Source organism: Herbaspirillum huttiense (genome assembly GCF_047300815.1).
Classification (GTDB): domain Bacteria; phylum Pseudomonadota; class Gammaproteobacteria; order Burkholderiales; family Burkholderiaceae_D; genus Herbaspirillum; species Herbaspirillum huttiense_A.
In genome coordinates this window covers 4,556,382-4,581,376 of sequence record NZ_CP178608.1, presented here as the reverse complement: position 1 = coordinate 4,581,376, position 24,995 = coordinate 4,556,382, and the positions used below count along the sequence as shown (strand labels likewise).

Sequence of the window (24,995 nt, the reverse complement as noted above, 5' to 3'; positions counted from 1 at the left end):
GTCCTTGCCGGGGAGGTATGCCATGCTAGGCAACTTCCTTGGCGTGCTCTTTGATGGCATTGCCTACGGCAGTCTTCTATTCTTAATCAGCGTGGGCCTGTCGGTGACGATGGGGATGATGAACTTCATCAACCTTGCCCACGGTGCCTTCGCCATGCTGGGCGGCTACGTCTGCGTGACGCTGCTCAATCGCATCGGCGTTCCCTTCCTGGCGACCTTGCCGCTGGCCTTCATCTCTGCCGCCGTGGTCGGTCTGATCCTCGAACGTTCCCTTTATCGCCGTCTCTACAAGGCCAGCCACCTGGACCAGGTGCTGTTTTCCATCGGCCTGACCTTCATGGCCGTGGCCGGCGCGACCTGGCAATGGGGGCCGACCCAGCAGCCGGTCGTGCTGCCGGATTGGCTGCGCGGGCAGATCTCGCTGCTGGGCCTGGATGTGGGGGCGTATCGCGTCTTCCTGATCGGCGTGGTGGTGATCGTGACGGTGGCGCTGGGCCTCTTGATCGAGCGCACCCGCTTCGGTGCCCAGATCCGCGCCTCGGTCGACAACCAGGTGGCGGCAGCGGGGCTGGGCATCAACGTCAGCCGCGTGTTCAGCCTGACCTTTGCACTGGGGTCGGGCCTGGCCGGTCTCGGTGGCGGCCTGGGCATTGATGTGCTGGGGCTGGACCCGACCTTCCCGGTCAAGTACATGGTCTACTTCCTGCTGGTGGTGGCCGTGGGGGGAGCCGGCACCATCAAGGGGCCGCTGCTGGCCGCACTGATCCTGGGCGTGTTCGACGTCGCCGGAAAATATTATGTGCCGGAGATCGGCGCCTTCGTCATCTATGGCCTGATGGTGGTGCTGCTGATCCTGTTCCCGGCCGGACTGATGCGGAGGCGCGGATGAGCAGCGTGAGCACTACAACCAGAGCGGCCGCCAAGCCGGTACTGCGGCTGCCCAATGATCGCTGGACGCCGCTGGAGCTCCTCTTCTGGCTGATGCCGGTGGCGGCCTATTTCCTCTTCCCCGATTACCTGGTGCTGATCAGCCAGATCATGATCGTGGGCCTGTTCGCGGTCTCGCTGGACCTGATCCTGGGCTATGCCGGCATCGTCTCGTTGGGACATGCCGCCTTCTTTGGCCTGGGGGCCTACACGGCCGGGCTGCTGGCCGTGCATGGCTGGGGCGAGCCGATCACGGGGCTCGTACTGGCGGCCATCGTGGCGGCTGTCGCCGGTTTCCTCGTGAGCTTCCTGGTGGTGCGCGGAGCGGACCTCACGCGCCTGATGGTCACGCTGGGCATCGGCCTGATGCTGTTCGAGGCGGCCAACAAGGCGGCCTTCATCACGGGTGGCGTGGATGGCCTGTCCGGCATGGTGATGGGCAAGATCTTCGGTGTCTTCGAATTTGATCTCACTGGACGCGTGGCCTATGGCTACAGTTTCGCGGTGCTGATGCTGCTGTTCGTGGTGCTGCGGCGGATGGTGAATTCTCCCTTCGGGCTGGGTCTGCGCGGCATCCGCGAAGGTGGCCGCCGCATGCCGGCCATCGGTGCCGATGTGAATCGTCGCCTGGTCGTCATCTTCACCGTGGCCGCTGCGGTGGCCGGTGTGGCCGGTGCCCTGCTGGCGCAGACCACGCAGTTCGTCGGGCTGGATGTGCTGGGTTTCCCGCGGTCGGCGGAGTTGCTCATCATCCTGGTGCTGGGCGGTACCGGCCGCCTCTATGGCGGACTGGTCGGTGCACTGGTCTACATGCTGGCGCAGGATTACCTGTCCGGCCTCAATCCGGCCTATTGGCAATTCTGGATCGGCCTGCTGCTGATCGTCATCGTTCTCTTTGCACGTGGTGGCCTGCTCGGCGGGCTGGCCGTGCTGCGTGACAAGTTCTTCAAGGGAGGCCGCGCATGAGCCCGCGTCCAGCCGATACCACCTTGCGCACTGAAGGTCTTTGCAAACGCTGGGGCAGCTTCGTGGCCAACAGCGACATCTCGCTGACCTTCACGCCCGGCGCACGCCACGCTTTGATCGGTCCCAATGGCGCAGGCAAGACCACCTTCATCAATCTGCTCACGGGCGGCTTTGCGCCCAGCGGGGGCAAGGTATGGTTTGGCGGCGAGGACATTACCGCGCTGGCCCAGCATGAGCGGGTCAAGCGCGGCATGACGCGCACCTTCCAGATCAATACGCTCTTTGCCGGGCTCACGGTGCTGGAGTCGGTGATCCTGGCGATCCAGGAGCGGCGCGGCCTGCAATACAAGTGGTACCAGACCGTGGCCAGCCAGACCGAGGTCGTGGACGAAGCCATGGCCTTGCTGCAGTCCCTCAAGCTGGCGCAGGAAGCCAACAGCATCACGCGCAGCCTGGCCTATGGCAAGCAGCGGCTGGTGGAAATTGCCCTCGCGCTGGCGACTCAGCCCAAGGTGCTGTTGCTGGACGAACCTGCCGCCGGCATTCCCTCGGCGGAAAGCCGTGAACTGTTCGAAGTGATTGCGCAGCTGCCGCGTGAAGTGACCATCGTCTTCATCGAACATGACATGGGCCTGGTGTTCCGCTTCGCCGAGCGCATCACGGTGCTGGTCGGTGGCAAGGTGCTGGTGGAGGGCACGCCGGCGGAGATTGCGGCTGACCAGCGCGTCAAGGAAGTCTACCTGGGTGAGGCCGAACATGCCTGAGCTGCTGGCACTGGAGAAGGTGAGCGCCGGTTATGGCGACTCCATCGTCCTGGAAGAGGTGTCCTTCTCGATGCAGGAAGGCGAGAGCCTGGCCCTGCTGGGGCGCAATGGCGTCGGCAAGACCAGCCTGTTGATTACGCTCATGGGACTCACGCGCCTGCATGGCGGCAGCATCCACTGGCGGGGCAGCAACATCGCACGGGTGCCGACCCACAAGCGCGCGCACGCCGGCCTGGGCTGGGTGCCGCAGGAGCGTTTCATGTTTCCTTCGCTGTCGGTGGAGGAACACCTGACGGTGGTGGAGCGTGGCGGAAAATGGAACTTGCAGAAGATTTATTCGATTTTTCCCCGCCTGCATGAGCGCCGCCACAACATGGGCAACCAGCTCTCCGGGGGCGAGCAGCAGATGCTGGCCATTGCCCGCGCGCTGATGGTGAGTCCCAGCATCCTCTTGCTGGATGAACCGATGGAAGGGCTGGCCCCGATCATCGTGCAGGAGCTGCTGAAGGTGATCCGCCGCCTGGTCAGTGAAGAAGGTATGTCGGTGATCGTGGTGGAGCAGCATGCACGCATGGCGCTGTCGCTGACGCAGCGGGCCATCGTGCTCGATCGCGGCCGCATCGTGCATGCCTCGGACAGCCAGAGCCTGCTGGACGATGGACAGACATTGGATAGGCTGGTAGCGGTAGCCTGAGGCTCAGTCTTCCTGGCAATCCGGGTCGCGCAAGCGCGCCAGCGGGGCGCGGCTCTGCGGATTGTTCTCGTGCACCAGCTTGTCCAGCAGCAGCATGAACTGTTGCTGCTCGGCTGCATCGAGGGGCGCCAGGATGCGCTTGCGCAGGCGCTGCAGGCCGGGGATCAGTTCTTCCAGCAGCGCTTCGCCGGCCTGCGTGATGCGCAGGGCGCGCTGGCGGCGGTTGTGCGGGATGACTTCACGCACCAGCAATCCCTTTTCTTCCAGCCGGGCGCAGACCGTGGCACCGGTGGAGGTGTCGATGGCGACCAGACCTGACAAGCTCACCTGGTCGATGCCGGGATGGTTCGACAGCATGCGCAGGATCGCGTATTGCACCGGGGTAATGATGCCGCCGGTTTCGTCATGGAAGATCGACACCGAAATCTGCTGCGCCCGCCGCAACAGGTGGCCGGGGTGCTCGTAGAGATCGATGAGCTGGCTTTCGTCCTTGGGTGGCGTGGTCTCTGGCATGGCGGATGAGGTCGGATGCAATCGGGCAATGGATGAGCTGCAGGGTGAAGACAGCGATGCGGCAGTGTACGGTCCGCGCGCTTTTCCCTCAATCAATTGATGCAACGCGCAACGAAAAAAGTCCGCCAGCGCGTTTACTTGCGCTGCGGATTGGCGGATACTTTTCTAACATTCAGTGTACTGAATATTAAAGCAGATAAATGCGAGACCCGACAGGATCTGGATCAAGCCGCCTGCGGAAAAGAACAAGCTGGAGCAGTCCATCAAGAAGGGCACTGGCCTTGGAAGGCCGGTGCCGGTTGAGGAATTCACCCAAGGAGACCGTCATGTTCCCCAAGAATGCCTGGTACGTCGCCTGCACGCCCGACGAAATCGAAAGCAAGCCCTTGGGCCGCCAGATCTGCGGCGAGAAGATCGTGTTCTATCGTGGTGCCGAGGGCAAGGTGGCCGCTGTTGAGGATTTCTGTCCGCATCGCGGCGCTCCGCTATCGCTGGGTTTCGTGCGGGAAGGGCAGCTGGTGTGTGGCTACCACGGCCTGGAGATGGGCTGCGATGGTCATACGCGCAGCATGCCGGGCCAGCGCGTGCGCGGCTTCCCTTGCATTCGCAGCTTCCCGGTGGTGGAGCGTTACGGTTTCATCTGGGTGTGGCCCGGCGACAAGGAGCAGGCCGATCCGGCGCAGATCCATCATCTGGAATGGGCTGAAAATCCCGAGTGGGCCTATGGCGGTGGCTTGTATCACATCAACTGTGACTACCGCCTGATGATCGACAACCTCATGGACCTCACGCACGAGACCTATGTGCACGCCTCCAGCATCGGCCAGAAGGAGATCGATGAAGCGCCGGTCAATACGCGGGTGGAAGGCGAGCAGGTCATCACCAGCCGCTTCATGGAGAACATCATGCCGCCGCCGTTCTGGCGCATGGCCTTGCGAGGCAATGGCCTGGCCGATGAGGTGCCGGTGGATCGCTGGCAGATCTGCCGCTTCTCGCCGCCCAGCCACGTGATGATCGAAGTGGGCGTGGCGCATGCGGGCAAGGGCGGTTACGAGGCCGGGCCGGAGCACAAGGCTTCTTCCATCGTGGTGGATTTCATTACGCCCGAGACTGAAACGTCGCACTGGTATTTCTGGGGCATGGCGCGGCACTTCCGTCCCGAGGACAAGGAGCTGACCGATACCATCCGCGAAGGGCAGGGCAAGATCTTCGGCGAGGACCGCTAGATGCTGGAGCTGCAGCAGGCCAACCTGCTGAAGTATCCCGAGCGCCGCCTGCTGGCCCTCAACATCGATGCCGGTGGGGTGCAATCGCGCAAGGTGCTGGACAAGTGGCTGGCGCGCGAAGCCGATTCCGGCAAGGCTGCCGCGGCCTGAGGAGTGACGATGACGACATTGCAGGTCAAGGTCGCGGAGCGCCGCGAGGAAGCCGACGGCATCGTGGGATTGGAGCTGGTCTCGGTGGATGGTGCGCCCTTGCCGGGTTTTACCGCCGGTGCGCATATCGACGTGCATCTGCCGGGCGGCTTGTTGCGCCAGTATTCGCTGTGCAATGCGCCGCATGAGCAGCATCGCTACCAGATCGGTGTATTGCGCGATGCCAATTCGCGCGGTGGTTCGGTGGCGGTGCACGATGCGTTGAAGGTCGGTGATCTGCTCACCATCGGCGTGCCGCGCAACCAGTTTGCGCTAGTGCCGGCGCAGCACAGCCTGCTGCTGGCCGGCGGCATCGGGGTGACGCCCATCCTCTGCATGGCCGAGGCGCTGGCGGGCTCCGGGGCATCTTTCGAGATGCATTACTGTGCCCGTTCGCCTGCACGCCAGGCGTTTCGCGAGCGCATTGCCGGGTCAGGATTTGCGGACCGCGTGGTGCATCACTATGACGACGGCGATGCGGCGCAGAAGCTCGATCTGGGGGGCTTGCTGTCACAGGCTGATCCGGCTACCCATCTTTACGTCTGTGGTCCTGCCGGCTTCATCGCGCATGTGGTGGAGACGGCGCGGGCGCGCGGCTGGCCGGAGCCGCAGATTCATTTCGAATACTTTGGTGCTGCGCCGGTAACGGCCGATGGCAATGGCGCGTTTGACGTGAAGCTGGCCAGCAGCGGGCAGGTCTATACCATTCCCGCCGACCGCACGGTGATCCAGGTCTTGTGTGAACACGGCGTGGATGTGCCGGTGTCCTGCGAGCAGGGCATCTGCGGGACCTGTCTCACGCGTGTGCTGGAGGGTGAGCCGGATCATCGTGATCAGTACCTGACCGATGAGGAAAGGGCGGCCAATGATCAGTTCACGCCTTGCTGTTCGCGGGCTCGCAGTTCGTTGCTGGTGCTGGATCTGTAATGTTCTGAAGCAGTAATGCCCTAGGTCGTAAATCATTTATACAAATTAAAACGTGAGGAGACATGATGAGCGAGATGATCAATACCCGGCGCCGCCACCTGGTGCTGGCCGGAACTGCATTGGCTGCAGTGGGCATGCCCTTGGTCGCACGGGCAGCTGATGCACTGAAAGTCGGGCTGATCGTGCCGATGTCGGGGCCGTTTGCTTCGACCGGGCGGCAGATCGAGGCAGCGGTAAAGCTGTATCAGCAGAAGTTCGGCGATAGCGTGGCCGGGCGCAAGGTGGAGATCCTGTTGAAGGATGATGGCGGCGTTTCTCCGGACGTGACCAAGCGGCTGGCGCAGGAGCTGGTGGCGCGGGACAAGGCGCAGGTCCTGATGGGCTTCGGGTTGACGCCCCTGGCGCTGGCGGCCGCGCCCATTGCGACGCAGGCCAAGGTGCCGATGATCGTGACGGCGGCCGCGACTTCGATCATTCCGCAGCGTTCTCCTTATATCGTGCGCACCGGCTTTACGCTGGCGCAGGTGACTTCGCCGCTGGCATCCTGGGCTGCAAAGAACGGAATCAAGAGTGTGGTGACCTTTGTTTCCGATTACGGGCCGGGGCTGGATGCTGAAAAAGTATTCGTGAAGACTTTTTCCGAGGCCGGTGGCAAGGTCATGGAGAGCGTGCGCGTGCCCTTGCGCAATCCGGACTACGCGCCCTTCCTGCAGCGGGTGAAGGACGCCAAGCCGCAGGCTTTGTTCGTTTTTGTACCTTCCGGGGAAGGCGCTGCCGTGTTGAAACAGTTCACCGAGCGGGGATTGGCGGCTGCAGGGATTCGTCTCATCTGCACCGGCGATGTGCTCGATGATGACCTGATGGCCGGGATTGGTGCAGCTGCCAAGGATGTGGTGAGCAGTCATCATTATTCGGCGGCGCATCCCTCTGCGGCCAACAAGGAATATGTGGATGCCATGGCCAAGGCCAACAAGGGAATGCGCGCCAACTTCCATTCCGTTGGAGCCTATGACGGGATGCATCTGCTCTACGAATCGCTCAAGAAAACCGGGGGCGATGCGGACGGTGAGAAGCTGCTGGCTGCCATGAAAGGAATGAGCTGGGAGAGCGTGCGGGGGCCGGTTTCCATCGATGCTTCTACTCGCGATATCGTGCAGACGGTTTATATGCGCAAGGCTGAGTTGCGCGGGGCTGAGTTCTATAACGTGGAGTTTGATCAGGTGGAGAAGGTGCGAGATCCTGGGGTTTGAGTTTTTGGATTTTCTTTTGGGTAGTCTGCACGGAATTTCTTCCTGCGCTCTAGCTTAATTCTTATCATTCTCCGGTCGGGAGAACGCGCCGGGAGCGGCCCGGCAGCCGCTCACTTTTCTTGTCTCGCCAAGAAAAGTAAGCAAAAGAAGGCGACCCCAAAGAGCCAGCCCTCCTGCGGCGGCTGGCTCTATGGGGACGGCACCCCCCACGGGCTCGCCTGCGGCATCGCCTCGTCTCCTACTCGCCTTCGGCTTTGGTCGGGTTGGTACGCTTCTCTCGCATTGAGATGGAAATCGACAGATAATCTTTCCTCCCCTCTTTTCGAAAGACCCGATCATGACCCCGACCACCCAACGCTGGGATCTCACCTGGAAAAAATTGGGTCTGGTTTGCCCCGAGACGCACTTGTTTGACTCGGTCCTCAGACACTACCGCGAACCCCATCGCCACTATCACACCCTTCAACACCTCGATGAATGCTTTGCAAAGTGGGAAGAGTTGCGCGCCGAATCCTCCCATCCTGGCGAAGTTGAACTGGCACTCTGGTTTCATGACGTCATCTACGACGTCAAACGTCATGACAACGAAGAGAAGAGCGCTGATTGGGCTCGGCGTTGTCTGATGGACGCGGGCGCATCGGAAGAGATTACGCAGCGCGTGCACGCACTGGTGATGGCAACCCGGTACCATCAGCCCAGCGTGGAGGGTGACGCGTCGTTATTGGTGGATGTGGACTTGTCGATATTGGCCGCGCCACCGGATCGTTTTGAAGAATACGAACGGCAGATTCGTGCGGAATACGACTATGTTCCGCTAGCGTTGTTCATGCAAGAGCGGAAGAAGATTCTGCAAGGTTTCTTGAATCGTCCGAGGATATACAGAACGAAGACCTTTTTCGAACGCTATGAGGCAACAGCGAGAAAGAATTTGGAGAGGGCGCTTGAAGGACTATAGCGAGAAAGTCCGAAGCCGAAGGCGAGTAGTGTCCGCCGCGATGCCGAAGGCGAGCCGTTTCGGCTGTCCGCATCTGCGCCGCCGCTTCAGTACCCAATAAAACGGATCAGAAAAATAACCGGAGCGAAGCGACTTTATTTTTCCCGTTTTATTGGGTACTGAAGCGGGGACCCTCCGAAGGAGGGCGGCGGAGTTGCGGTCGCCTTCTTTTGCTTACTTTTCTTGGCGAGACAAGAAAAGTGAGCGGCTGCCGGGCCGCCCCCGGCGCGTTCTCCCGACCGGAGAGAGATAAGAATTAAGCTAGAGCGCAGGAAGAAATTCCGTGCAGACTACGCCCAAAAACCTAACACCATCAAAGCCCGCCGATAAACCCAAGAACCAATTCAGCAAACGCAACAGGCTGTTCAACAGCACTGACATGAGAGGCATCGGCAATGACCTCAAGCCGGGAGCCAGCGATACCGTCAACCAATGCCTGAGCCATGGCAACCGGCGTCCCCTGATCCAGCTCCCCTGCGATCACCAGCGTAGGGACAAGAATGGCCCCCAACCGGGACGAAGTATCAACAGTCCCGACAGCATGACAGCACCCCACATACCCCACCGCATCGGTAGTGACCAGCCGATGCCGATAGCGCGCCACGGTAGCCGCCTGAGCAGCACGGAATCCCTCATGGAAATACCGCCCCATGACCGCATCCGCAATGACCTCGATCCCTTGACCCCGCACGGTAGCAATGCGCTGCTGCCAAACTTCGCGCGCCGCCTCAGGATAGGCGGAGGTGGTATTGGCCAGGACCAATGCCCGCACCAGCCCCGGATGGCGCAAGGCCAGCTCCTGCCCCACCATGCCCCCCATGGACAAGCCCACCCACACCACCGGCCCCGTATCCAGCTCCCGCAACAAGCGCGCCGCATCATCAGCCAGGTCTGCCATGCTGTAGAGTCCGTCGATCTTCTCCGAACTGCCATGCCCGCGATGATCGTAAGCGATCACCCGGCAATCGGCCGCCAGCAGATTGGCCAGCCCGTCCCACATCATCAGGTCGGTCCCCAGCGCATGCGACAGCACCACCGTATGCCGCGGCGCCTTGCCATTACGCGGCTCCCGCAAGGTGTAATGCAGCGCTGGTGAAGAAGAAGTGCGTCCCTCACGCCCCACCCCCGGATGCACGCTGGCAGCCGGCGCCTGCGGCACCACTGCGTAACCGATCTGCTCGCCCACTTCACGCAAGATTTTCTGCGCATGCGTGAACGCCGTATTGCCCGCTGGCACACCCGCATAGACAGAAGCCTGGATCATCACTTCCTTCATCTCATCCGGCGTCAACCGTGTAGCCGGATCGGCGGTCAGCCCGGCGCGCACGTGCAGTTCAAATTCTTCCCAGCGTCCCAGCGCAATGGTGATGGCCAGCACGATGATGCGCCGGGTTTTGTGGTCCAGCCCGGGACGGCCCCAGATTTCATTCCACGCAAAACGCGTGATCAGGTTCTGGAAATCGGCATTGAAGTTGGTGGCGCTGGCTACCGAACGATCAACCCATTGGTCGCCCAGTACACTGCGGCGATTGCGCATGCCGCGCTCGAAATCATGGTCCAGCGGATCGTAGCTCATGAGGTGCTCTCTTTTGTCTCGTGATGGTGGAGGGAGGTGGAGAAGTCAGTGGTTCAGTGCGCGCAAATGTTCAAGCTGCGCTTCAGCAATGCGGCGCGCAGGCCGCGTTGCCTGCACCGGGTCGAACAAGCCGCGCAACATGGCCAGGTCGATTTCCTTGCCCAGCTGCGCATCGGCCTGCACGGCATCGACCAGCACATCGACCAGTTGCGCACCATCGGCCACGGCCTTGCGCGTGAGCTGCTCCAGCAGGCTGTGCGCACGCGGACGGCCGATCACGCCCGCCAGCGCAATCGATGCGGATTCGGCAAACACCAATCCCTGCAGTGCATCGATATTGCGCAACATGCGCGCCTCGTCAATGACCAGTGCGGCAAACGCATCATTGAGCGCACGCAAGGCCCCGTGCACGCCCAGGAACAAGCCCGGCCATTCGGCCAGTTCGGCCTGCCAGTTGCCCAGCCCCCGTTCGTGCTGCTGCGACATCGCCCCCAGCAGCGCAGCGGCCTGCTGCGGCGCACGGGTGGCAGCAGCCAGGGCGATCATGGACGACACCGGATTGCGCTTGTGCGGCATCGCTGATGACCCGCCACGTCCATTGCCGGAAGGCTCCGCCAGTTCCGCAATTTCGCCCTGCGCCATCAGCGACAGGTCGGTCGCGATCTTGCCCAGGCTGCCGGCCAGCACGGCCATCTCGGTACCCAGCCGTATCCATTCGTCACGCTGGGTATGCCAAGCCGCAGCGGGGGTCTTCAAGTCGAGCGCCTCGGCCATGCGTGCGGCCACGGCCGGACCCTTCTCGCCCAGCACCGCCAGCGTGCCCACTGCGCCGCCCAGTTGCAGCTGCAAGGCGCGTTCGGCCAGTGCCTGCAGTTGCGCGCGTGAGCGCAGCAGGGGCGCGGCCCAGTTGCAGAACTTCAAGCCCAGGCTGGTGACTTGCGCCGGCTGCATCAGCGTGCGCGCCAGCACCGGCGTATCGAGATGGGATTGCGACAAGTCCAGCAAGCGATGCGCCAGCTGGTCCAGTTCGCCATCGACCAGTCGCAGGGCCTCACGCGTGACCAGCACCATGGCCGTATCCAGCACGTCCTGGCTGGTGCTGCCCCAGTGCACGTGGGTGGCGGCTTCCTCGCTGTAGAGGGCGACCGTGCGCTGCAATTCCTTGACCAGCGGAATGGCCAGCGCACCGGCGCGGCGGCCGGCGACGATCAGGGCATTGATGTCGTAGAGCGGGGCGCGGCATACGCTGGCGATGGCACGCGCAGCGGCCTCGGGGATGATGCCCTCGGCGGCTTCGGCCTCGGCCAGGACTTGCTCGAAACGCAGCATGGCTTGTACCACCGCCTGGTCGTCGAACACCGCAATCATGTCGGAAGTGGTGAGGAAGCTGTCGAAGATCGAAACGCTCATGAAGTCTCCATTGCTTGCCCGCGCGGCGCGATCAACGCAAACGGGATCCGGCAGGCCAAAGCCTGCGGATCCCCAAGCGCGTCACGCCGTAACGGGCGTTCAGGTGTAGTCGAAGAATACCGTCTCGCTCGCGCCCTGCATGTGAATATTCCACAGGTAGCTGCCATCGGCTTGCTTGCGGGCGATCAGCGTATGGCGGCGGTCAGCCGGGACCTGCTCCAGCAGTGCCGATTGCGCCAGCGCCGGATCATCTTCCAGGAAGACGGCCGTGAACTGGTGCTTGACCAGGCCGCGCGCAAACACGGTCACGTAAGCCACCGGCTTGCCGGCCGGCGCCTGCGGCTGCGAAATCGAAAATGTGAACCCGCCCTCTTCATTGGTGGGCACGCGGCGATATCCGGGAATGGCATGTGAAGTTTCTGCCGCAGCGCTGCCCGGCAGCCAGGCTTCGGCCCAGGCGTCATTAATGGGGACACCGTCGCCATCAATGATGGCGCCCTTGATCTTGACCTGCGGCGCGCTGCTCTCCACGCGCGAAGTCAGTTCCACGGCCCAGGCCCAGGCTTCGTGCGGGAAGGGGCCGATGGTTTGCGAAGTGGTGATGTTGCTCATGTGGTCTCCTGCCTAGTGTTCAGATGCCCATGGGCGTGGCGTTGCGGCCGCGCAGGACGATGTCGAATTCATAGCCCAGCATCTTGTCGTCCACCGTCTCCTCCAGCGAGAAGCGCGAAATCAGGCGCTGGCGGGCGGCTTCGTCAGGGATGCTCTGGAAGATCGGGTCATAGGCGAACAGCGGATCATTGGGGAAGTACATCTGCGTCACCAGGCGCTGCGCATAGACGTTGCCGAACAGCGAAAAGTGAATGTGCGCCGGACGCCAGGCCTTGTGGTGATTGCCCCAGGGATACGGACCCGGCTTGATCGAGACGAAGCGATAGCGGCCATTGTCATCGGTGAGCATCTTGCCGAAGCCGGTGAAGTTTGGGTCCAGCGGCGCATCGTGCTGGTCCTTCTTGTGGAAGTAGCGGCCGGCGGCATTGCACTGCCAGACTTCCAGCAGGGAATTGCGCACCGGCTTGCCGTCTTCATCGAGCACCCGGCCGGTGACGACGATCTTCTCGCCCAGCGGTTCGCCCTTGCCCTGCTTGGTGAGATCCATGTCGTGCGGCAGGATCAGCTTGGGCGAGGCGAACAGGTTGGTGTTGGTGGCGGTCTCGTCGCGTACGCGCAGCGGCGCTTGCGTGGGGCCGCGCTTGGCGGTGGACTTGTACGGGGGATAGATCAGTTCCGGATAGACACCGGGTTCGATGGCATCGAATTGCATGAGGTCTCCTCAGGTCGACGGGGTGAATGCGGCGTCGTCTTCGGATTCCTTGCCTGCCGGAATGGGCGAATGGCGCGCCGTGCTTGGGTGTGGACAGATAGTAGGCAAGCCGACCCCCGCTCTCAAGGCCAACGCAGCGCAGCATATCCGCCCTGCGCCCGCTTTGTGCGAGAATCGCACAAATGGCCGATTTTCTGCAGCGAACGGGAAACGGTGCGCATCAGCTTGTTTTATCCACAGGGCAGGGAAAGCATGCAGCTAGAACACATCGAGGAAGCAGGAGAGGGCGCAGACGGCCCCCTCAAGCGTGACCTGGTCGCCGGGTTGGAAAAGGGCCTGCAGGTGATCGAAGCGTTTGATCAGGAGCGCTCGCGCCTGACCATCGCCGAGGTGGCGCAACTGACGGGCCTGACCCGCGCCGCCGCGCGCCGCTATCTCATCACGCTCACGCACCTGGGCTACATGCGACACGACAACAAGACCTTCTCGCTCACCCCCATGGTGCTGCGGCTGGGCCAGTCCTACCTGCATTCGGCGCGGTTGCCGCGCATCGTGCAGCCGCTGCTGTACCGGCTGGCGTATTCGCTGGGGGAGGCGGCCTCCTGCGGGGTGCTCGATCACGACCAGCTGGTGTGCGTGGCGGCGGTGAGCGCGGGGCAACTGGTCTCGACGACCTTGCAACCGGGCACGCGGGTACCGGCCTACTGCACCGCCAATGGCCGCATCCTGCTGGCCAACCTGCCGCCGGCGCAGCTCGATGCCATCCTCGCGCGCGCCCAGCCGGAGGCCATCACGGCCCACACCATCACCGACGTCGAACGACTGGGACTGGAAATCGCCCGCGCCCGCGCACAGGGTTATGCCCTGGTGGACCAGGAACTGGAACTGGGCTTGCGCACCATGGCCGTGCCGGTGCGCAACTTCCGTGGCGAGGTGGTGGCGGCGATGAACATCAGCGTGCATGCGGCCCGCATGAAACTGGAAGACATGGTGGAACGCTGCCTGCCGGCCATGCTGAAGATTCAGGTGGAGCTGGGCGCACTGCTGTGAGGCTTGGCTGAGTTTCGAAGATGGCGCACCGGTTTTCGTTTTTGCGCCAACGTCGGAAACGGCACACGGGGACACTTATTCTTCCACATGCGTGCGCCGATATTCCTTGGGCGTCACCCCCAGGTGCCGCTTGAAGAGCCGGCTGAAATACGCCGGATCCTGAAAGCCCAGCTCATAGGCAATCGTCGAGATGCCTGAGGGAACATAGGTCAGCTTGCGGCAAGCCTCCAGGATCAAGCGCTGCTGCGCCAGGTCGAAGGCCGAATGCCCGGCCAGCTTCAGGCACAGGCGATTGAGGCGGCTGGGCGTGATGTGCAGTTTGTCGGCATACACCGCCACCTGCCATTGCTCCTTGAAATGCTGCTCCACCAGCGCGCGAAAACGGCTGAACAATTCAAAGTCGCCGCGTCCGGACAATTCCGCCGAGCGATGATCCGCTTCCAGCCGTACCAGCAAGAGCATGACGCTGCGCGCCAGCCATTCCAGCATCAGCGTGTGGCCTGTGCGCGGCGCGGCCGATTCGGCGATCAGCAGGCGCAGCAGCGTCTCCATGCGCTCGCGCAATTCCGGTACGCGCCCCAGTTCGATGGCCATCGGACGCAGGAACAAGGGCGAGAACAATTCCCCATGCCCCTCGCTGCCGCCTGCCGAAAACACCACGTGCGGATCCACCGTCAGCACGAATCCCACGGCCTGCTCCGAGAAATCGAAACCATGTACCAGGGACGGATGGATGGTGATGACCACCGGACCGTCGACCTCCCAGACCTCTTCTTCCATCAAGGCACTGACGTGCCCGGACATTAAAAAAAGTACCTGAAAAAGTCCGGCATGGGTGTGCGGTGCAATATGCCAGTCATGCACGCGGCTGCGCGTCTCGATCAGTTCGATGTGGACCGGCTCCGCATCCTCCGGCCGGGAAGCCTCGCCATACAAGGAGAATTGCGGTACGTCGCTGGTGCGGGGTTTGCTGCGGGGCAAGGGCATCGGGTCTCCATCCTGTGCGTTGCGGGCGGGCGGCATTGTTGTGCCCTGTAAAAATAGTACAAGCAATTGGCGGGATCATCCATTTTTTATTCGTACACCGCCGTCTAAGATTCCTCTCACACCAAGAACAAGAACAGATCACACTTCACCCGCTTCGGACTCGCACCATTGCGCGCCGGGAACGAAAACGGTGACTGACCTTTATACGGAGACCTCCATCATGCGTACCCAAGTCGCCATCATCGGCGCCGGCCCGGCCGGTTTGTTGCTGTCCCACCTGCTGCACCTGAAGGGCATCGAATCGGTCGTGCTGGAAACCCGCACCCGCGCAGAGATCGAATCCACCATCCGTGCCGGCGTGCTGGAACAAGGCACCATGGACATCCTCACCGAGACCGGCGTGGGAGAGCGCATGAAGCGCGAAGGCGCGCTGCATCACGGCATCGAGCTGGCCTTCGGTGGCCGCCGCCATCGCATCGACCTCACCGAACTGACCGGCAAGGCCATCACCGTCTATGCCCAGCATGAAGTCATCAAGGACCTGGTGGCCGCACGCCTGGCCGCGCAGGGGCAATTGCTCTTTGGTGTGAGCGGCACCACCATCGAAGGCGTCGAGACCAGCAAGCCGCGCGTGCGCTTCCTGCACGAGGGCGAGCAGCATACGCTGGAGGCGGACTTCATCGCCGGTTGCGATGGCTTCCATGGTGTCTCGCGTCCGGCCATTCCGGAAAGCCGCCGCCAGGATTACCAGCGCATCTATCCCTTCGGCTGGTTCGGCGTGCTGGTGGAAGCACCGCCTTCGTCGGACGAACTCATCTATGCCCAGCATGATCGCGGCTTCGTGCTCATCAGCACGCGCTCGCCGACGGTGCAGCGCCTGTATTTCCAATGCGATCCCAAGGACAGCGTGGACAACTGGAGCGATGACCGCATCTGGAATGAATTCCATACCCGCCTGGAAAACGGCGACGGCTGGCGCGTCAAGGAAGGCAAGATCTTCCAGAAGGGCATCATCGGCATGCGCAGTTTCGTCTCTACACCGATGCAGCATGGCCGCCTGTTCCTGGCCGGTGATGCCGCCCACATCGTGCCGCCGACCGGCGCGAAGGGGCTGAACCTGGCCGTCGGCGACGTGAAGCGCCTGGCCCAGGGCATCGAGGATTTCTATCGCAGCGCCAGCGAGGAAGGTCTCGCCTCCTACACCGAGCAAGCCTTGAAGCGCATCTGGCGCGCCGAGTATTTCTCCTGGTGGATGACCAGCATGCTGCATACCTTCGACGATGCTTCTCCCTTCCAGCGCCAGATCCAGCGCGCCGAACTGGAGAATGTGGTCAACTCGCGCGCCCTCTCGACGGCACTGGCAGAGAATTACGTCGGCGCATTCTGAATCGTTCGCCAGCCGCAATTTCCAACGCCCGCGCAAGCGGGCGTTGTCATTGGATGGCTGTTACGTCCGTGCCCTGCGCGTGATCGTTGCCCTTGCGCATGAACAGCCGCCGGCAACGGCGGCGGGCAAGGTAGAGGTAGACCTGGCAATAGCAATGCACGACCGCGCAGGCGGTGACCAGCCCCGCAGGATGGCCCAGGTCCAGGGCGCGTCCCAGGGCCGAGAGCAGCGCGCAGGCCACCAGTGTGAGCCCGGCCTGGCCATGCCGGTGCCAGCGTGAGGAAACGGCCTGCCAGCTTGCCGGGCGCAGCGCGCGGCCAAGGGCGGTGCGTTCAGGAAAATGTTTGAGGGACCAGTTGCGTTTCATGCCAGGCTCCATGTTTTCCCGCCGTGGCGCGGGGAGGGCAAGGTGCTGCGGTCTGGACTTCGATGTTCGATGGATAGTGCGTGCTCATCATCGTGGCACATCGCTCTGACAATGCACTGACGCTGGCCTGACATGAACATGTCGCCGCGCGATTGACGCAAGATTCGCTGTGGCAAGGCTTCTCCTGCCTGCGCCAGGCTCTACAATGCCGGCATGAACTTGCCTGAACTCCACACCCTGATCTGGGATGAACTGCAGCGCGGCGCCAGTCCCACGCGCTCACCTTTTACCATCTGGCAACTGGCCACGCTCGGCCTGGACGGCGCGCCGCAACTGCGTTCCATCGTCTTGCGCGAGGCCGATGCCTCAACGCAGTGCCTGGGTTTTCATACCGACTTGCGCTCCCCCAAACTGGCCGAGATCAGTGCAGACGGCCGCGTGGCGATGCTGGCGGTGGACCTGGAGCGCCATCTGCAGCTGCGCGTGAACGGTGTGGCACAGGTGGTGCAGGATGCCGCGCGCATCCGTGCCATGTGGACGGGCGCCAGGCCGCATACGCTGATCCTGTACAAGACGCCGCATGCGCCGGGCACTCCCATTGCACGTCCCGAGGACGGGCATGTATTGCCGCAGGCCGGTGGTGATGGCGCCGAGAATTTTGCCTTGGTGGATGTGCGGCTGGAGCGTATCGAGTGGCTGGACCTGACGCCCAACCAGCATCGCCGCGCCTGCTTCGAGCGGCTGCAGGATCAATGGCAGGGGCAGTGGATCGCCCCTTGACGGCGGGCCCTGTCAGGCCAGCGCCGGATAGGTGAATCCGAGGAAGTGCACCGCGTTGAGCGTGAAGTGCAGCAGGATCGCCGCTTCGATGTGCCCGGTGCGCTGGAACACCCAGCCATAGCCCGCCCCGGCGAGCGCGGCCAGCGCAGCATAGGCCAGCCCGCCGCCCAGGTGTGCCGCGCCGAACAGCAGCGCTGACAGCATCAGCGCCAGCAATGGTCCCCCGCGCACGGCTTGCAATGCAGTCTGCAGCCGATGCTGGATCACGCCACGGAAGAAGGCTTCTTCGGCCACCACCGTCAGCAGCAGGTTGATGGCCAGGAACTGGAGCGTGAATTCAGGCCATTTCAATGACGGCCTGACCAGCCCTGCAAGCACCCCCAATCCCATCACCAGGAAGATCGTGACCGCGCCCGGCAGCAGGGTGCCGCGCAGGGTCGCGCGCCATTCCCGCCACGCATGGATGCGCGGAGCGAGCAGGGCCAGCAGCAGCAGTCCGGCGGCCCCCTTGTCCAGGTTGGCAAAGAGCATGAACGGCCGCGCATCGGCCGTGATGGCCGCTGACGGGACTACCAGCAGATTGTGGAAGCCCGGCCAGCGATGCACGGCCAGCAGCAGCGCGAGCAACAAAGTGAACGCCAGCAGACTGGTGCGTTGCCATGCGTGCGGCGCATGGGTCGTTCCCCATGCGGCTGCCGCCAGCAAGGCCAGGCCTATGGTGCCGATGGCGTCGACCTGTCCGGCAAGCATGCCCGCAAGGACCGACAGCACCAGCAACGGGACCCACAGCGGAAGCGTCAGGCGGCCGCCGATTGGCAGGCGGGAGAGGGCAGGGAGCCAGACGGCGCAGATGGCCAGCATCAGCAGCAGCGGTGAAGACATGGTGGAAAACCTGAATGGCGGCAAAGGCGGTGTTTTAACATGGCGGGCATCATGGCGGCGCATTTTGCGCCAACGTACGTTGCGCAATTTCGGTCAGGATTTGTGCTGCCATTTCTTGCACAGTATGTCCCGTGAACCGAGGACCCGATGAACGACGACCGCAAAAGCAGCAGCCAGGCACGCTATCAAGCCCGATTCGAGCGCGTGCTCGACCATATTGAAGCGCATCTGCACGCTCCCCTGGAGATGGAGCAGCTGGCCGCCGTCGCGCATTTCTCCCGGTTCCATTTCCAGCGGCAATTTGCCGATTTCACCGGCGTCGGGGTGGCGCGCTACATCCTGCTGATGCGCCTGAAGCACGCCAGCCTGCAACTGGCCTTCCAGCCCAGGCGGCGCATCATCGACATCGCCCTCGAAGCCGGTTTTGAAAATCCGGAATCCTTTACGCGCGCCTTCAGGAGCGCCTTCGGCCAGTCGCCTTCGCAGTTCCGGCGCGCTCCCGACTGGCCTGCCTGGAACGAGCGTTTCGTGTTCCGCATCCCTGAAAGGAAAGTGGACGTGCAAGTCGAGATCGTCAATGTCGAACCCATCCGCATCGCCATGCTCACGCATCGCGGTCCCGTCAACCAGCTCAATGCCACGGTGGCGCGCTTCATCGAATGGCGCAAGGCCACGGGCCTGTCACCGGTGGAGCGCTGCCGTACCTTCGGTTTGGCCTGGGACAATCCCGATACCACGCCGCCGGAGCAATTCCGCTTCGGCATCTGCGGCGAGGTGGAAGGGGAGGTGCCGGACAATGTGCAAGGCGTGGTGCCGCACCAGATTCCCGGCGGGCGCTGCGCACGGGTGCGGCATGCCGGTGCGCATGAGCGGCTGGGCGAGAGCATCTATCCGCTGTATCGCCAGTGGCTGCCGCAGAGCGGCGAGGAGCTGCGGGATTTTCCGCTGTACTTCCACTATTTGAACCTGCTGCCCGATACGCCGCCAGGCGAGCTGCTGACCGATATCTACCTGCCCCTGAAATAGGGGCCTTCAGGAAAAGGGACGAAACTTCACGCCACCAGGGCGCGCGAGAAGTGCGCCATCTGGTGCGAGGGCACCAGCAGCGGGACGAAGGAAGCCTCGTTCACAGCGAGCCAGTAGGACAGGTGCGGGCCGGCATCGAAACCGTAGTTGCTGCCGTCGAGCTGCCAGAAGCGCGGCATCGCCAGCGCGGGACGCACGCGATGCTTGAGCTGGTCCAGGCTGGCCAGGCGCGCGGCGCAGGGCTGGAATGGCGCCAGGGCCGCCGACTCTCCGCTGGCGGCGAAGCCGGCCGTGGCAAACCACTCCAGCACCTTGCGCGGACTGGCATGGACGCTCGCCCAGTCCTGCATGGCATCGGCGCGCCCGGTGATGATGCGGGTGCAACTGCTGACATACAGCTCGACCATGCCCAGCAAGGCGCTGGGAACAGGGACGCGGACTTTGGCGAATGGCGACATCGGCGGGGGTTTCCTTGAGACGGGGACGGGCGATCGGGGGACCGCTGCATTGAAGTTGCCACTGTAGCCATCTTCCCCGCTGCTGACGATCGGGGAAATCCTGACGGTGTGTCAGCTTGCTGGCTGCTGCGCTCAGGAAATTCCCGATGTCCGGCGTGCGCTCAGTCCTGTAAAACGTTTGCTATAGCCTTGGCAGGCGTGTGTACTTTGACAGAAAGTTTCCCGGCAGCATGAGTTTTCCCAGCATCATCATGATCGATCCCAGCCAGGAGGCCGCCGAGTTGGCGCGCTTCGCCTTGTGGCGCGCCGGCTTGCATTGCGACTTCCGCGCTTGCAGCGACCTGGCCACAGCGCGCCGCTGCCTGCTGCAGGGGCGCCGCCAGGCCGATGGCATCGTGCCCAGCCTGATCCTGCTGGAGTCCGAGATGGAATGCGGCGAGGGTCTGCAGCTCTTGCGCGAGCTGCGCGCCAGCCAGCATCTCGCTGGCGCGCCGGTGGTGGTGTTTCCGTCCTACGAGACCGAAGGCGAGCGCGAGGCGCTGGCCGCCGGTGCCACCGAATACCTGCCCAAGCCGGTCGATGGCGAACACTATGCGCGTTGCGTGGTGGAGATGGTGGAGCGCTGGTGCGATGTCAGCGAGGCGGCTGCACCCCTCTCCGAGGGGCTGATCACCGAGGCCCTGGCCGACTTGCCCGGCCACCCGCGCCGACGCCGGGAAGATGGCCTGCCGCGCGGCAGGCGTTCGCACTGAATTTGGCGCGTTGGCGGAAAAACGAACAAAGGGCCGCAAGGCCCTTTTTTCCGCCATCGTCCCGCAGGCTTCATTCAGCTCAGCGCCGCGTCTTGATCTTGGGCGTGGGCAGGGCGGTCTTGTACTTGATCTGCTTGAGCGCAAAGCTGGAGCGGATGTTCTTGATGCCGGGAATCTTGGTGAGGTGGTCGACGATGAAGTGCTCCAGCGTCAGCAGGTCCGGCACCACGATGCGCAGCAGGTAATCCTCGTCGCCGGTCATCAGGTAGACTTCCATCACTTCATCGAAGGCACTGACCGCCGTCTCGAACTGGGCCAGGGCTTCAGCGCCCTGGCGCTCCAGGATCACCTTGACGAACACGTTCACCTTCAGGCCCAGCAGGTGCGGATCGGCCAGCGCCACATAGCGCGAGATGATGCCTTCGGTTTCCAGGCGCTTGACCCGGGCCAGGGTCGGCGAGGGCGAGAGGTTGATGCGGCTGGCCAGCTCCAGATTGCTGATCGAACTGTTCTCCTGCAGGATGTTCAGGATGCGCAAATCGGTGGTGTCGAGTTCCATTATCGAAATTTAATTCTGTCGGTTTCAGTTTCGCAGCACTGGATGCTGAATATTGTACGGCAACTTCCCATCTTAAGTGACTCATGCCGGGGCATCCGGCGTATCGTAGTCCGGTGGTTCCATCACACAGCTAGCCCTCAACGACAACAAGACCGAAAAGGCGTCGGGCGCGGGGAGACGGATGGCGCGGCCTGTGTTTTACCGGCTTTTTGTCTCTTTGCATAGCAGCGATTGCAGTGCCGGCACGTTTTGTGCTGACTGCAAGGCGTGCTGCCCGGCGCGCCCAGACAGGAGAACAGGAAGTGGACATGTCCCGCCCCAGTGACAGCGATATCCCGCAGGATATCGATCTCGATGCCCAGGAAACCCAGGAGTGGCTGCAAGCGCTGCAGAGCGTGCTGGCCGAAGCCGGCCCGGAACGCGCGCGCTTCCTGCTCTCGCGGCTGTCGGCGGCGGCCCAGCAATGGGGCGTGAACTGGCGCGATGCGCGCAATACGCCCTACGTCAACACTATCCGGCCTGAACAGGAACCGCCTTTTCCAGGTGGGTCGGACGCGCAGGCCATCGAGGAGCGCATCGCCAGCATCATGCGCTGGAATGCGCTGGCCATGGTGGTACGCGCCAACCGCGCCTACGGCGAGCTGGGCGGGCACATCGCCAGCTTTGCCTCGGCGGCGGACTTGTTCGAGGTCGGCTTCAATCATTTCTTCCGTGCGCGCGATGCGCAGTTTGCCGGTGACGTCGTCTACTTCCAGCCGCACTCCGCCCCCGGCATTTATGCGCGGGCGTTTCTCGAAGGTGCGTTGAGCGAAGAGGACCTGGCCTACTATCGCCGCGAGATCGAGGCCAAGCGCGTGGGGCGGCAGGGCTTGTCGTCCTATCCGCATCCCTGGCTGATGCCGCATTTCTGGCAGTTCCCTACCGGCTCCATGGGCATCGGTCCCATCAATGCCATCTACCAGGCGCGCTTCCTGCGCTACATGGAGCATCGCGGCCTGCTGCAGGACCAGGGGCGCAAGGTGTGGGGCGTCTTCGGCGATGGCGAGATGGATGAGCCCGAATCGCTGGCCGCACTCTCGCTGGCCTCGCGCGAGAAACTGGACAATCTGATCTTCGTGGTCAACTGCAACCTGCAGCGGCTCGATGGTCCGGTACGCGGCAATGGCCACATCGTCGATGAACTGGAGACGCTCTTTGCCGGTGCCGGCTGGAACGTCATCAAACTGCTGTGGGGCTCGGACTGGGATGGCCTGTTTGCGCGTGACAAGGACGGCGAACTGGTCGATGCGCTGAACCGCACGGTGGACGGGCAATTGCAGACCTTCGCCGCCAATGATGGCGCGTTCAATCGCCAGCATTTCTTCGGCCAGACCCCGGGCACGCGTGCCATCGGTGCCACCCTCACCGATGAGGAAATCAATCGCCTGCGCCGTGGCGGCCATGACATGAAGAAGATCTTCTCGGCCTACCAGGCAGCGGCCAGCCATCGCGGCCAGCCCACGGTGATCCTGGCGCAGACCAAGAAGGGTTACGGCATGGGCGCGGCGGGCGAGGGCAAGATGACCACGCACCAGCAGAAGAAGCTCGATGAAGAAAGCCTGCTGCAATTCCGCGACCGCTTCAAGCTGCCACTGAGCGATGAGCAATGCCGTGAACTGGCTTTCTACAAGCCGGCCGATGACAGCCCGGAGATGAAGCACCTGCATGCACGCCGTGCCGCACTGGGCGGCTACCTGCCGCGCCGCCATGCGGGCGATGCACGGCGTACCGTGCCGCCGCTGGAGGCGCACAGCAAGTTCGCGCTGGAAGCCGACGGTAAGGAAATGTCCTCCACCATGGCGCTGGTGCGCCAGCTCGGCAACCTGCTGAAAGACAAGGACTTCGGCCAGTATGTGGTGCCCATCGTGGCCGATGAGGCGCGCACCTTCGGCATGGCCAACCTGTTCCGCCAGGTCGGCATCTATTCCTCGCAGGGGCAGCTGTATGAGCCGGAGGATATCGGTTCCATCCTCTACTATCGCGAGGCCAAGGATGGCCAGATCCTGGAGGAAGGCATCACGGAGGCGGGTGCGATCTCTTCGTGGACGGCTGCAGCCACCGCGTATTCGGTGCATGGCACGCCGATGCTGCCGTTCTACATCTACTACTCGATGTTCGGTTTCCAGCGCATCGGCGACCTGATCTGGGCGGCGGCGGACCAGCGTGCGCGCGGCTTCCTGATCGGTGCGACTTCGGGCCGCACGACCCTGGGCGGCGAGGGGCTGCAGCACCAGGACGGCAATAGCCTGGTGACGGCAGCATCGATTCCCAACTGTGTGTCGTATGACCCGGCCTATGCCTATGAGCTGGCGGTGATCCTGGATGAGGGCATGCGCCGCATGATGGAACGCGGCGATGACGTCTTCTACTACATCACCGTCACCAACGAGAACGAGGCTCAGCCCAGTCTTCCGGAAGGCATGCGGGACGGCATCCTGCGCGGCATGTACTGCCTCGGCCGGAAGCCCGGGGCGCAAGTGCGGCTGCTGGGTTCGGGGCCGATCCTCAAGGAAGCCGTGGCGGCGGCTGCGCTGCTGCAGCAGCACTGGCGGATCGAGGCCGAGGTGTGGAGCGTGACCAGCTATACCGAACTGGCGCGGGATGGCGTGGCGGCACAACGGGCGCAGCGCTTGTCGGGCAGCGATGGCCAACCCTATGTGAGCGCGCAATTGCAGGGCAATGAGGCTCCCGTGATTGCGGTCAGCGATTACATCCGCAGCTTGCCCGAGAGCATCCGCGCCTTCGTGCCGGCACCCTATGTGACGCTGGGGACGGACGGGTTTGGGCGTAGTGATACGCGGGTGAATTTGCGGGACTTCTTCGAGATCGATGCGCGCTGGATTGCTTATACGGCCCTGTGTGAAGTGTGGGGGGATGAACGTGCGCGGCTGCAAGAAGCGGCGCGTACATTGGGTATCGATACGAACAAGCCCTTGTCGTCCTCAGTATGAAGTGGAGCGATAGATGAACGGCGGCCAGCCGGATTGAAAATCTCTCATCTGGCCCGACGCCGTGTTTGCTATAGTGAAACCGCCCGTGCATCACGGGCGGTTTTTTTATGGCTCCGTGATGCGCATCGTCCATGACCTACAGTGAGTGAGGAGTAAACACGATGGCTGCACCCAAACGTATCGCGCTGGTGACCGGCGCAGGCTCCGGCATCGGCCGGCAGATCACGCTCGCGCTACTGCGCGAAGGCTATGGCGTGGCCCTGGCCGGACGCCGGCAGGATGCGCTGGAAGAGACCGTCAAGCTGGCCGGCGAACATGGTGCCAACGCGCTGGTGGTGGCGGCCGACGTGACTGATCCGGCCTCGGTGAAGCAGCTCTTCGCCAAGACCCGCGAGCGTTTCGGACGGCTGGACATGCTCTTCAACAATGCCGGCATCTTTGCGCCGCCGGTGTCGCTGGAAGAACTGAGCGTGGAGCAGTGGAAGGCGGCGGTGGACATCAACCTGACCGGCGTTTTCCTCTGCACGCAGGAAGCCTTCCGCATCATGAAGGACCAGTCGCCGCGGGGCGGCCGCATCATCAACAACGGTTCGATCTCGGCGCATGCGCCGCGTCCGTTCTCGGCCTCCTATACCGCCACCAAGCACGCCATCACGGGGCTGACCAAGGCCACCTCGCTCGATGGCCGCGCCTATGACATCGCCTGCGGGCAGATCGACATCGGCAATGCCTCCACCGACATGACTACGCTCATGAAGAAGGGCACGCTGCAGGCCGATGGCTCGACCAAGGTCGAGCCGACCATGGATGCCGAACACGTGGCCCGTGCCATCCTTTACATGGACAGCCTGCCGCTGGAGGCCAATGTGCAGTTCATGACGGTGATGGCGACCAAGATGCCGTATATCGGGCGGGGTTGAGTCGGTTTATATTCGCCAGATGAAGAAATGGCCGCAGCGGTGAGCTGCGGCCATTTTTTTTGAGGCGTTGAAAAGCG

24 protein-coding genes and 1 pseudogene are annotated in these 24,995 nt (G+C 62.9%); 15 read left to right on the top strand and 10 right to left on the bottom strand.

What is annotated here, in order from left to right:
• Positions 1–22: 22 nt before the first annotated feature.
• The 4 genes from ACLRDN_RS20955 to ACLRDN_RS20940 are packed head-to-tail and all read left to right on the top strand — an operon-like array spanning position 23 to position 3,351.
• Positions 23–889: a branched-chain amino acid ABC transporter permease gene (locus ACLRDN_RS20955; RefSeq protein WP_413457850.1), complete on the top strand. Its 867-nt coding sequence runs from the start codon at positions 23–25 to the stop codon at positions 887–889.
• A complete protein-coding gene (locus ACLRDN_RS20950; protein ID WP_413457849.1) occupies positions 886–1,893 on the top strand; it encodes a branched-chain amino acid ABC transporter permease in 1,008 nt (335 codons plus the stop codon). Before ACLRDN_RS20955 ends, ACLRDN_RS20950 begins: the two co-directional genes overlap by 4 nt.
• The gene (locus tag ACLRDN_RS20945) at positions 1,890–2,657 is read left to right on the top strand and encodes an ABC transporter ATP-binding protein (protein WP_413457848.1); all 768 of its coding nucleotides are present in this window, start codon (positions 1,890–1,892) and stop codon (positions 2,655–2,657) included. The genes ACLRDN_RS20950 and ACLRDN_RS20945 overlap by 4 nt, the downstream gene beginning before the upstream one ends.
• On the top strand, positions 2,650–3,351 hold the full coding sequence (locus ACLRDN_RS20940; protein WP_413457847.1) for an ABC transporter ATP-binding protein: 702 nt from the start codon (positions 2,650–2,652) through the stop codon (positions 3,349–3,351). The genes ACLRDN_RS20945 and ACLRDN_RS20940 overlap by 8 nt, the downstream gene beginning before the upstream one ends.
• Positions 3,352–3,354: 3 nt before the next feature.
• Here the strand turns inward: ACLRDN_RS20940 and ACLRDN_RS20935 are convergent, their stop codons facing one another.
• On the bottom strand, positions 3,355–3,864 hold the full coding sequence (locus ACLRDN_RS20935) for a MarR family winged helix-turn-helix transcriptional regulator (protein ID WP_413457846.1): 510 nt from the start codon (positions 3,862–3,864) through the stop codon (positions 3,355–3,357).
• A gap of 326 nt (positions 3,865–4,190) precedes the next feature.
• Between ACLRDN_RS20935 and ACLRDN_RS20930 the strand changes: the two are divergent.
• The 4 genes and pseudogenes from ACLRDN_RS20930 (at position 4,191) to ACLRDN_RS20915 (ending at position 8,411) form a co-directional block, all read left to right on the top strand.
• Positions 4,191–5,240: pseudogene (locus tag ACLRDN_RS20930) on the top strand (Rieske 2Fe-2S domain-containing protein).
• A gap of 9 nt (positions 5,241–5,249) precedes the next feature.
• Entirely contained in the window at positions 5,250–6,206 is a 957-nt protein-coding gene (locus tag ACLRDN_RS20925; RefSeq protein WP_413457845.1) for a PDR/VanB family oxidoreductase, read from the top strand.
• A 62-nt stretch (positions 6,207–6,268) separates the two neighbouring features.
• Positions 6,269–7,456, top strand: a complete 1,188-nt coding sequence (locus ACLRDN_RS20920; RefSeq protein WP_413457844.1) for an ABC transporter substrate-binding protein — start codon at positions 6,269–6,271, stop codon at positions 7,454–7,456.
• Positions 7,457–7,793: 337 nt separating this feature from the next.
• On the top strand, positions 7,794–8,411 hold the full coding sequence (locus ACLRDN_RS20915) for a hypothetical protein (RefSeq protein ID WP_413457843.1): 618 nt from the start codon (positions 7,794–7,796) through the stop codon (positions 8,409–8,411).
• A gap of 352 nt (positions 8,412–8,763) precedes the next feature.
• On the opposite strand, the gene pcaD is transcribed toward ACLRDN_RS20915, so the two are convergent.
• The 4 genes from pcaD to pcaH form a co-directional block, all read right to left on the bottom strand.
• Positions 8,764–10,026 carry a 3-oxoadipate enol-lactonase gene (gene pcaD, locus ACLRDN_RS20910; RefSeq protein ID WP_413457842.1) on the bottom strand — a complete coding sequence of 421 codons (1,263 nt, stop codon included), beginning with the start codon at positions 10,024–10,026 and terminating at the stop codon, positions 8,764–8,766.
• Positions 10,027–10,071: 45 nt separating this feature from the next.
• Positions 10,072–11,436: a 3-carboxy-cis,cis-muconate cycloisomerase gene (gene pcaB, locus ACLRDN_RS20905; protein WP_413457841.1), complete on the bottom strand. Its 1,365-nt coding sequence runs from the start codon at positions 11,434–11,436 to the stop codon at positions 10,072–10,074.
• A 99-nt stretch (positions 11,437–11,535) separates the two neighbouring features.
• Positions 11,536–12,048: a protocatechuate 3,4-dioxygenase gene (locus ACLRDN_RS20900; protein WP_034336162.1), complete on the bottom strand. Its 513-nt coding sequence runs from the start codon at positions 12,046–12,048 to the stop codon at positions 11,536–11,538.
• A 19-nt stretch (positions 12,049–12,067) separates the two neighbouring features.
• The gene (gene pcaH, locus ACLRDN_RS20895; protein ID WP_134223414.1) at positions 12,068–12,760 is read right to left on the bottom strand and encodes a protocatechuate 3,4-dioxygenase subunit beta; all 693 of its coding nucleotides are present in this window, start codon (positions 12,758–12,760) and stop codon (positions 12,068–12,070) included.
• Between the two features lie 252 nt (positions 12,761–13,012).
• Here pcaH and ACLRDN_RS20890 point away from each other — a divergent pair, with 252 nt between their 5' ends.
• Positions 13,013–13,810, top strand: coding sequence for an IclR family transcriptional regulator C-terminal domain-containing protein (locus tag ACLRDN_RS20890; protein ID WP_134223413.1), 798 nt, complete (start codon positions 13,013–13,015; stop codon positions 13,808–13,810).
• A 75-nt stretch (positions 13,811–13,885) separates the two neighbouring features.
• On the opposite strand, the gene ACLRDN_RS20885 is transcribed toward ACLRDN_RS20890, so the two are convergent.
• Complete coding sequence (locus tag ACLRDN_RS20885; RefSeq protein WP_413457840.1) at positions 13,886–14,797, bottom strand: helix-turn-helix domain-containing protein; 912 nt, start codon at positions 14,795–14,797, stop codon at positions 13,886–13,888.
• 220 nt (positions 14,798–15,017) lie between these two features.
• Here ACLRDN_RS20885 and ACLRDN_RS20880 point away from each other — a divergent pair, with 220 nt between their 5' ends.
• Positions 15,018–16,184, top strand: coding sequence for a 4-hydroxybenzoate 3-monooxygenase (locus ACLRDN_RS20880; RefSeq protein WP_413457839.1), 1,167 nt, complete (start codon positions 15,018–15,020; stop codon positions 16,182–16,184).
• A gap of 46 nt (positions 16,185–16,230) precedes the next feature.
• Here the strand turns inward: ACLRDN_RS20880 and ACLRDN_RS20875 are convergent, their stop codons facing one another.
• Entirely contained in the window at positions 16,231–16,551 is a 321-nt protein-coding gene (locus ACLRDN_RS20875) for a hypothetical protein (RefSeq protein WP_413457838.1), read from the bottom strand.
• Between the two features lie 213 nt (positions 16,552–16,764).
• Here ACLRDN_RS20875 and ACLRDN_RS20870 point away from each other — a divergent pair, with 213 nt between their 5' ends.
• The gene (locus tag ACLRDN_RS20870) at positions 16,765–17,331 is read left to right on the top strand and encodes a pyridoxamine 5'-phosphate oxidase family protein (protein WP_413457837.1); all 567 of its coding nucleotides are present in this window, start codon (positions 16,765–16,767) and stop codon (positions 17,329–17,331) included.
• Positions 17,332–17,343: 12 nt separating this feature from the next.
• Here the strand turns inward: ACLRDN_RS20870 and ACLRDN_RS20865 are convergent, their stop codons facing one another.
• The gene (locus tag ACLRDN_RS20865; protein WP_413457836.1) at positions 17,344–18,213 is read right to left on the bottom strand and encodes a CPBP family intramembrane glutamic endopeptidase; all 870 of its coding nucleotides are present in this window, start codon (positions 18,211–18,213) and stop codon (positions 17,344–17,346) included.
• 147 nt (positions 18,214–18,360) lie between these two features.
• Between ACLRDN_RS20865 and ACLRDN_RS20860 the strand changes: the two genes are divergently transcribed.
• The gene (locus ACLRDN_RS20860; RefSeq protein WP_413457835.1) at positions 18,361–19,239 is read left to right on the top strand and encodes an AraC family transcriptional regulator; all 879 of its coding nucleotides are present in this window, start codon (positions 18,361–18,363) and stop codon (positions 19,237–19,239) included.
• A 26-nt stretch (positions 19,240–19,265) separates the two neighbouring features.
• Here ACLRDN_RS20860 and ACLRDN_RS20855 read toward each other — a convergent pair whose 3' ends face one another.
• A complete protein-coding gene (locus tag ACLRDN_RS20855; RefSeq protein WP_413457834.1) occupies positions 19,266–19,697 on the bottom strand; it encodes a hypothetical protein in 432 nt (143 codons plus the stop codon).
• Positions 19,698–19,927: 230 nt separating this feature from the next.
• On the opposite strand from ACLRDN_RS20855, the gene ACLRDN_RS20850 reads away from it, so the two are divergent.
• Positions 19,928–20,449 carry a response regulator gene (locus ACLRDN_RS20850; protein WP_413457833.1) on the top strand — a complete coding sequence of 174 codons (522 nt, stop codon included), beginning with the start codon at positions 19,928–19,930 and terminating at the stop codon, positions 20,447–20,449.
• A 79-nt stretch (positions 20,450–20,528) separates the two neighbouring features.
• Here the strand turns inward: ACLRDN_RS20850 and ACLRDN_RS20845 are convergent, their stop codons facing one another.
• Positions 20,529–21,008 (bottom strand): Lrp/AsnC family transcriptional regulator, encoded by a 480-nt coding sequence (locus ACLRDN_RS20845; protein ID WP_006461679.1) that lies wholly within the window; start codon positions 21,006–21,008, stop codon positions 20,529–20,531.
• A gap of 308 nt (positions 21,009–21,316) precedes the next feature.
• On the opposite strand from ACLRDN_RS20845, the gene mdeB reads away from it, so the two are divergent.
• Entirely contained in the window at positions 21,317–23,998 is a 2,682-nt protein-coding gene (mdeB, locus tag ACLRDN_RS20840) for an alpha-ketoglutarate dehydrogenase (protein ID WP_413457832.1), read from the top strand.
• A 161-nt stretch (positions 23,999–24,159) separates the two neighbouring features.
• Positions 24,160–24,918 carry an SDR family oxidoreductase gene (locus ACLRDN_RS20835; RefSeq protein ID WP_088756088.1) on the top strand — a complete coding sequence of 253 codons (759 nt, stop codon included), beginning with the start codon at positions 24,160–24,162 and terminating at the stop codon, positions 24,916–24,918.
• Positions 24,919–24,995 lie beyond the last annotated feature (77 nt).

What these genes read in the sequence shown, in the direction of transcription:
- ACLRDN_RS20955 (WP_413457850.1), top strand. Translation starts at nt 23, where the DNA reads ATGCTAGGCAACTTCCTTGGCGTGCTCTTTGATGGCATTGCCTACGGC.
- ACLRDN_RS20950 (WP_413457849.1), top strand. Translation starts at nt 886, where the DNA reads ATGAGCAGCGTGAGCACTACAACCAGAGCGGCCGCCAAGCCGGTACTG.
- ACLRDN_RS20945 (WP_413457848.1), top strand. Translation starts at nt 1,890, where the DNA reads ATGAGCCCGCGTCCAGCCGATACCACCTTGCGCACTGAAGGTCTTTGC.
- ACLRDN_RS20940 (WP_413457847.1), top strand. Translation starts at nt 2,650, where the DNA reads ATGCCTGAGCTGCTGGCACTGGAGAAGGTGAGCGCCGGTTATGGCGAC.
- ACLRDN_RS20935 (WP_413457846.1), bottom strand. Translation starts at nt 3,864, where the DNA reads ATGCCAGAGACCACGCCACCCAAGGACGAAAGCCAGCTCATCGATCTC.
- ACLRDN_RS20925 (WP_413457845.1), top strand. Translation starts at nt 5,250, where the DNA reads ATGACGACATTGCAGGTCAAGGTCGCGGAGCGCCGCGAGGAAGCCGAC.
- ACLRDN_RS20920 (WP_413457844.1), top strand. Translation starts at nt 6,269, where the DNA reads ATGATGAGCGAGATGATCAATACCCGGCGCCGCCACCTGGTGCTGGCC.
- ACLRDN_RS20915 (WP_413457843.1), top strand. Translation starts at nt 7,794, where the DNA reads ATGACCCCGACCACCCAACGCTGGGATCTCACCTGGAAAAAATTGGGT.
- pcaD (WP_413457842.1), bottom strand. Translation starts at nt 10,026, where the DNA reads ATGAGCTACGATCCGCTGGACCATGATTTCGAGCGCGGCATGCGCAAT.
- pcaB (WP_413457841.1), bottom strand. Translation starts at nt 11,436, where the DNA reads ATGAGCGTTTCGATCTTCGACAGCTTCCTCACCACTTCCGACATGATT.
- ACLRDN_RS20900 (WP_034336162.1), bottom strand. Translation starts at nt 12,048, where the DNA reads ATGAGCAACATCACCACTTCGCAAACCATCGGCCCCTTCCCGCACGAA.
- pcaH (WP_134223414.1), bottom strand. Translation starts at nt 12,760, where the DNA reads ATGCAATTCGATGCCATCGAACCCGGTGTCTATCCGGAACTGATCTAT.
- ACLRDN_RS20890 (WP_134223413.1), top strand. Translation starts at nt 13,013, where the DNA reads ATGCAGCTAGAACACATCGAGGAAGCAGGAGAGGGCGCAGACGGCCCC.
- ACLRDN_RS20885 (WP_413457840.1), bottom strand. Translation starts at nt 14,797, where the DNA reads ATGCCCTTGCCCCGCAGCAAACCCCGCACCAGCGACGTACCGCAATTC.
- ACLRDN_RS20880 (WP_413457839.1), top strand. Translation starts at nt 15,018, where the DNA reads ATGCGTACCCAAGTCGCCATCATCGGCGCCGGCCCGGCCGGTTTGTTG.
- ACLRDN_RS20875 (WP_413457838.1), bottom strand. Translation starts at nt 16,551, where the DNA reads ATGAAACGCAACTGGTCCCTCAAACATTTTCCTGAACGCACCGCCCTT.
- ACLRDN_RS20870 (WP_413457837.1), top strand. Translation starts at nt 16,765, where the DNA reads ATGAACTTGCCTGAACTCCACACCCTGATCTGGGATGAACTGCAGCGC.
- ACLRDN_RS20865 (WP_413457836.1), bottom strand. Translation starts at nt 18,213, where the DNA reads ATGTCTTCACCGCTGCTGCTGATGCTGGCCATCTGCGCCGTCTGGCTC.
- ACLRDN_RS20860 (WP_413457835.1), top strand. Translation starts at nt 18,361, where the DNA reads ATGAACGACGACCGCAAAAGCAGCAGCCAGGCACGCTATCAAGCCCGA.
- ACLRDN_RS20855 (WP_413457834.1), bottom strand. Translation starts at nt 19,697, where the DNA reads ATGTCGCCATTCGCCAAAGTCCGCGTCCCTGTTCCCAGCGCCTTGCTG.
- ACLRDN_RS20850 (WP_413457833.1), top strand. Translation starts at nt 19,928, where the DNA reads ATGAGTTTTCCCAGCATCATCATGATCGATCCCAGCCAGGAGGCCGCC.
- ACLRDN_RS20845 (WP_006461679.1), bottom strand. Translation starts at nt 21,008, where the DNA reads ATGGAACTCGACACCACCGATTTGCGCATCCTGAACATCCTGCAGGAG.
- mdeB (WP_413457832.1), top strand. Translation starts at nt 21,317, where the DNA reads ATGTCCCGCCCCAGTGACAGCGATATCCCGCAGGATATCGATCTCGAT.
- ACLRDN_RS20835 (WP_088756088.1), top strand. Translation starts at nt 24,160, where the DNA reads ATGGCTGCACCCAAACGTATCGCGCTGGTGACCGGCGCAGGCTCCGGC.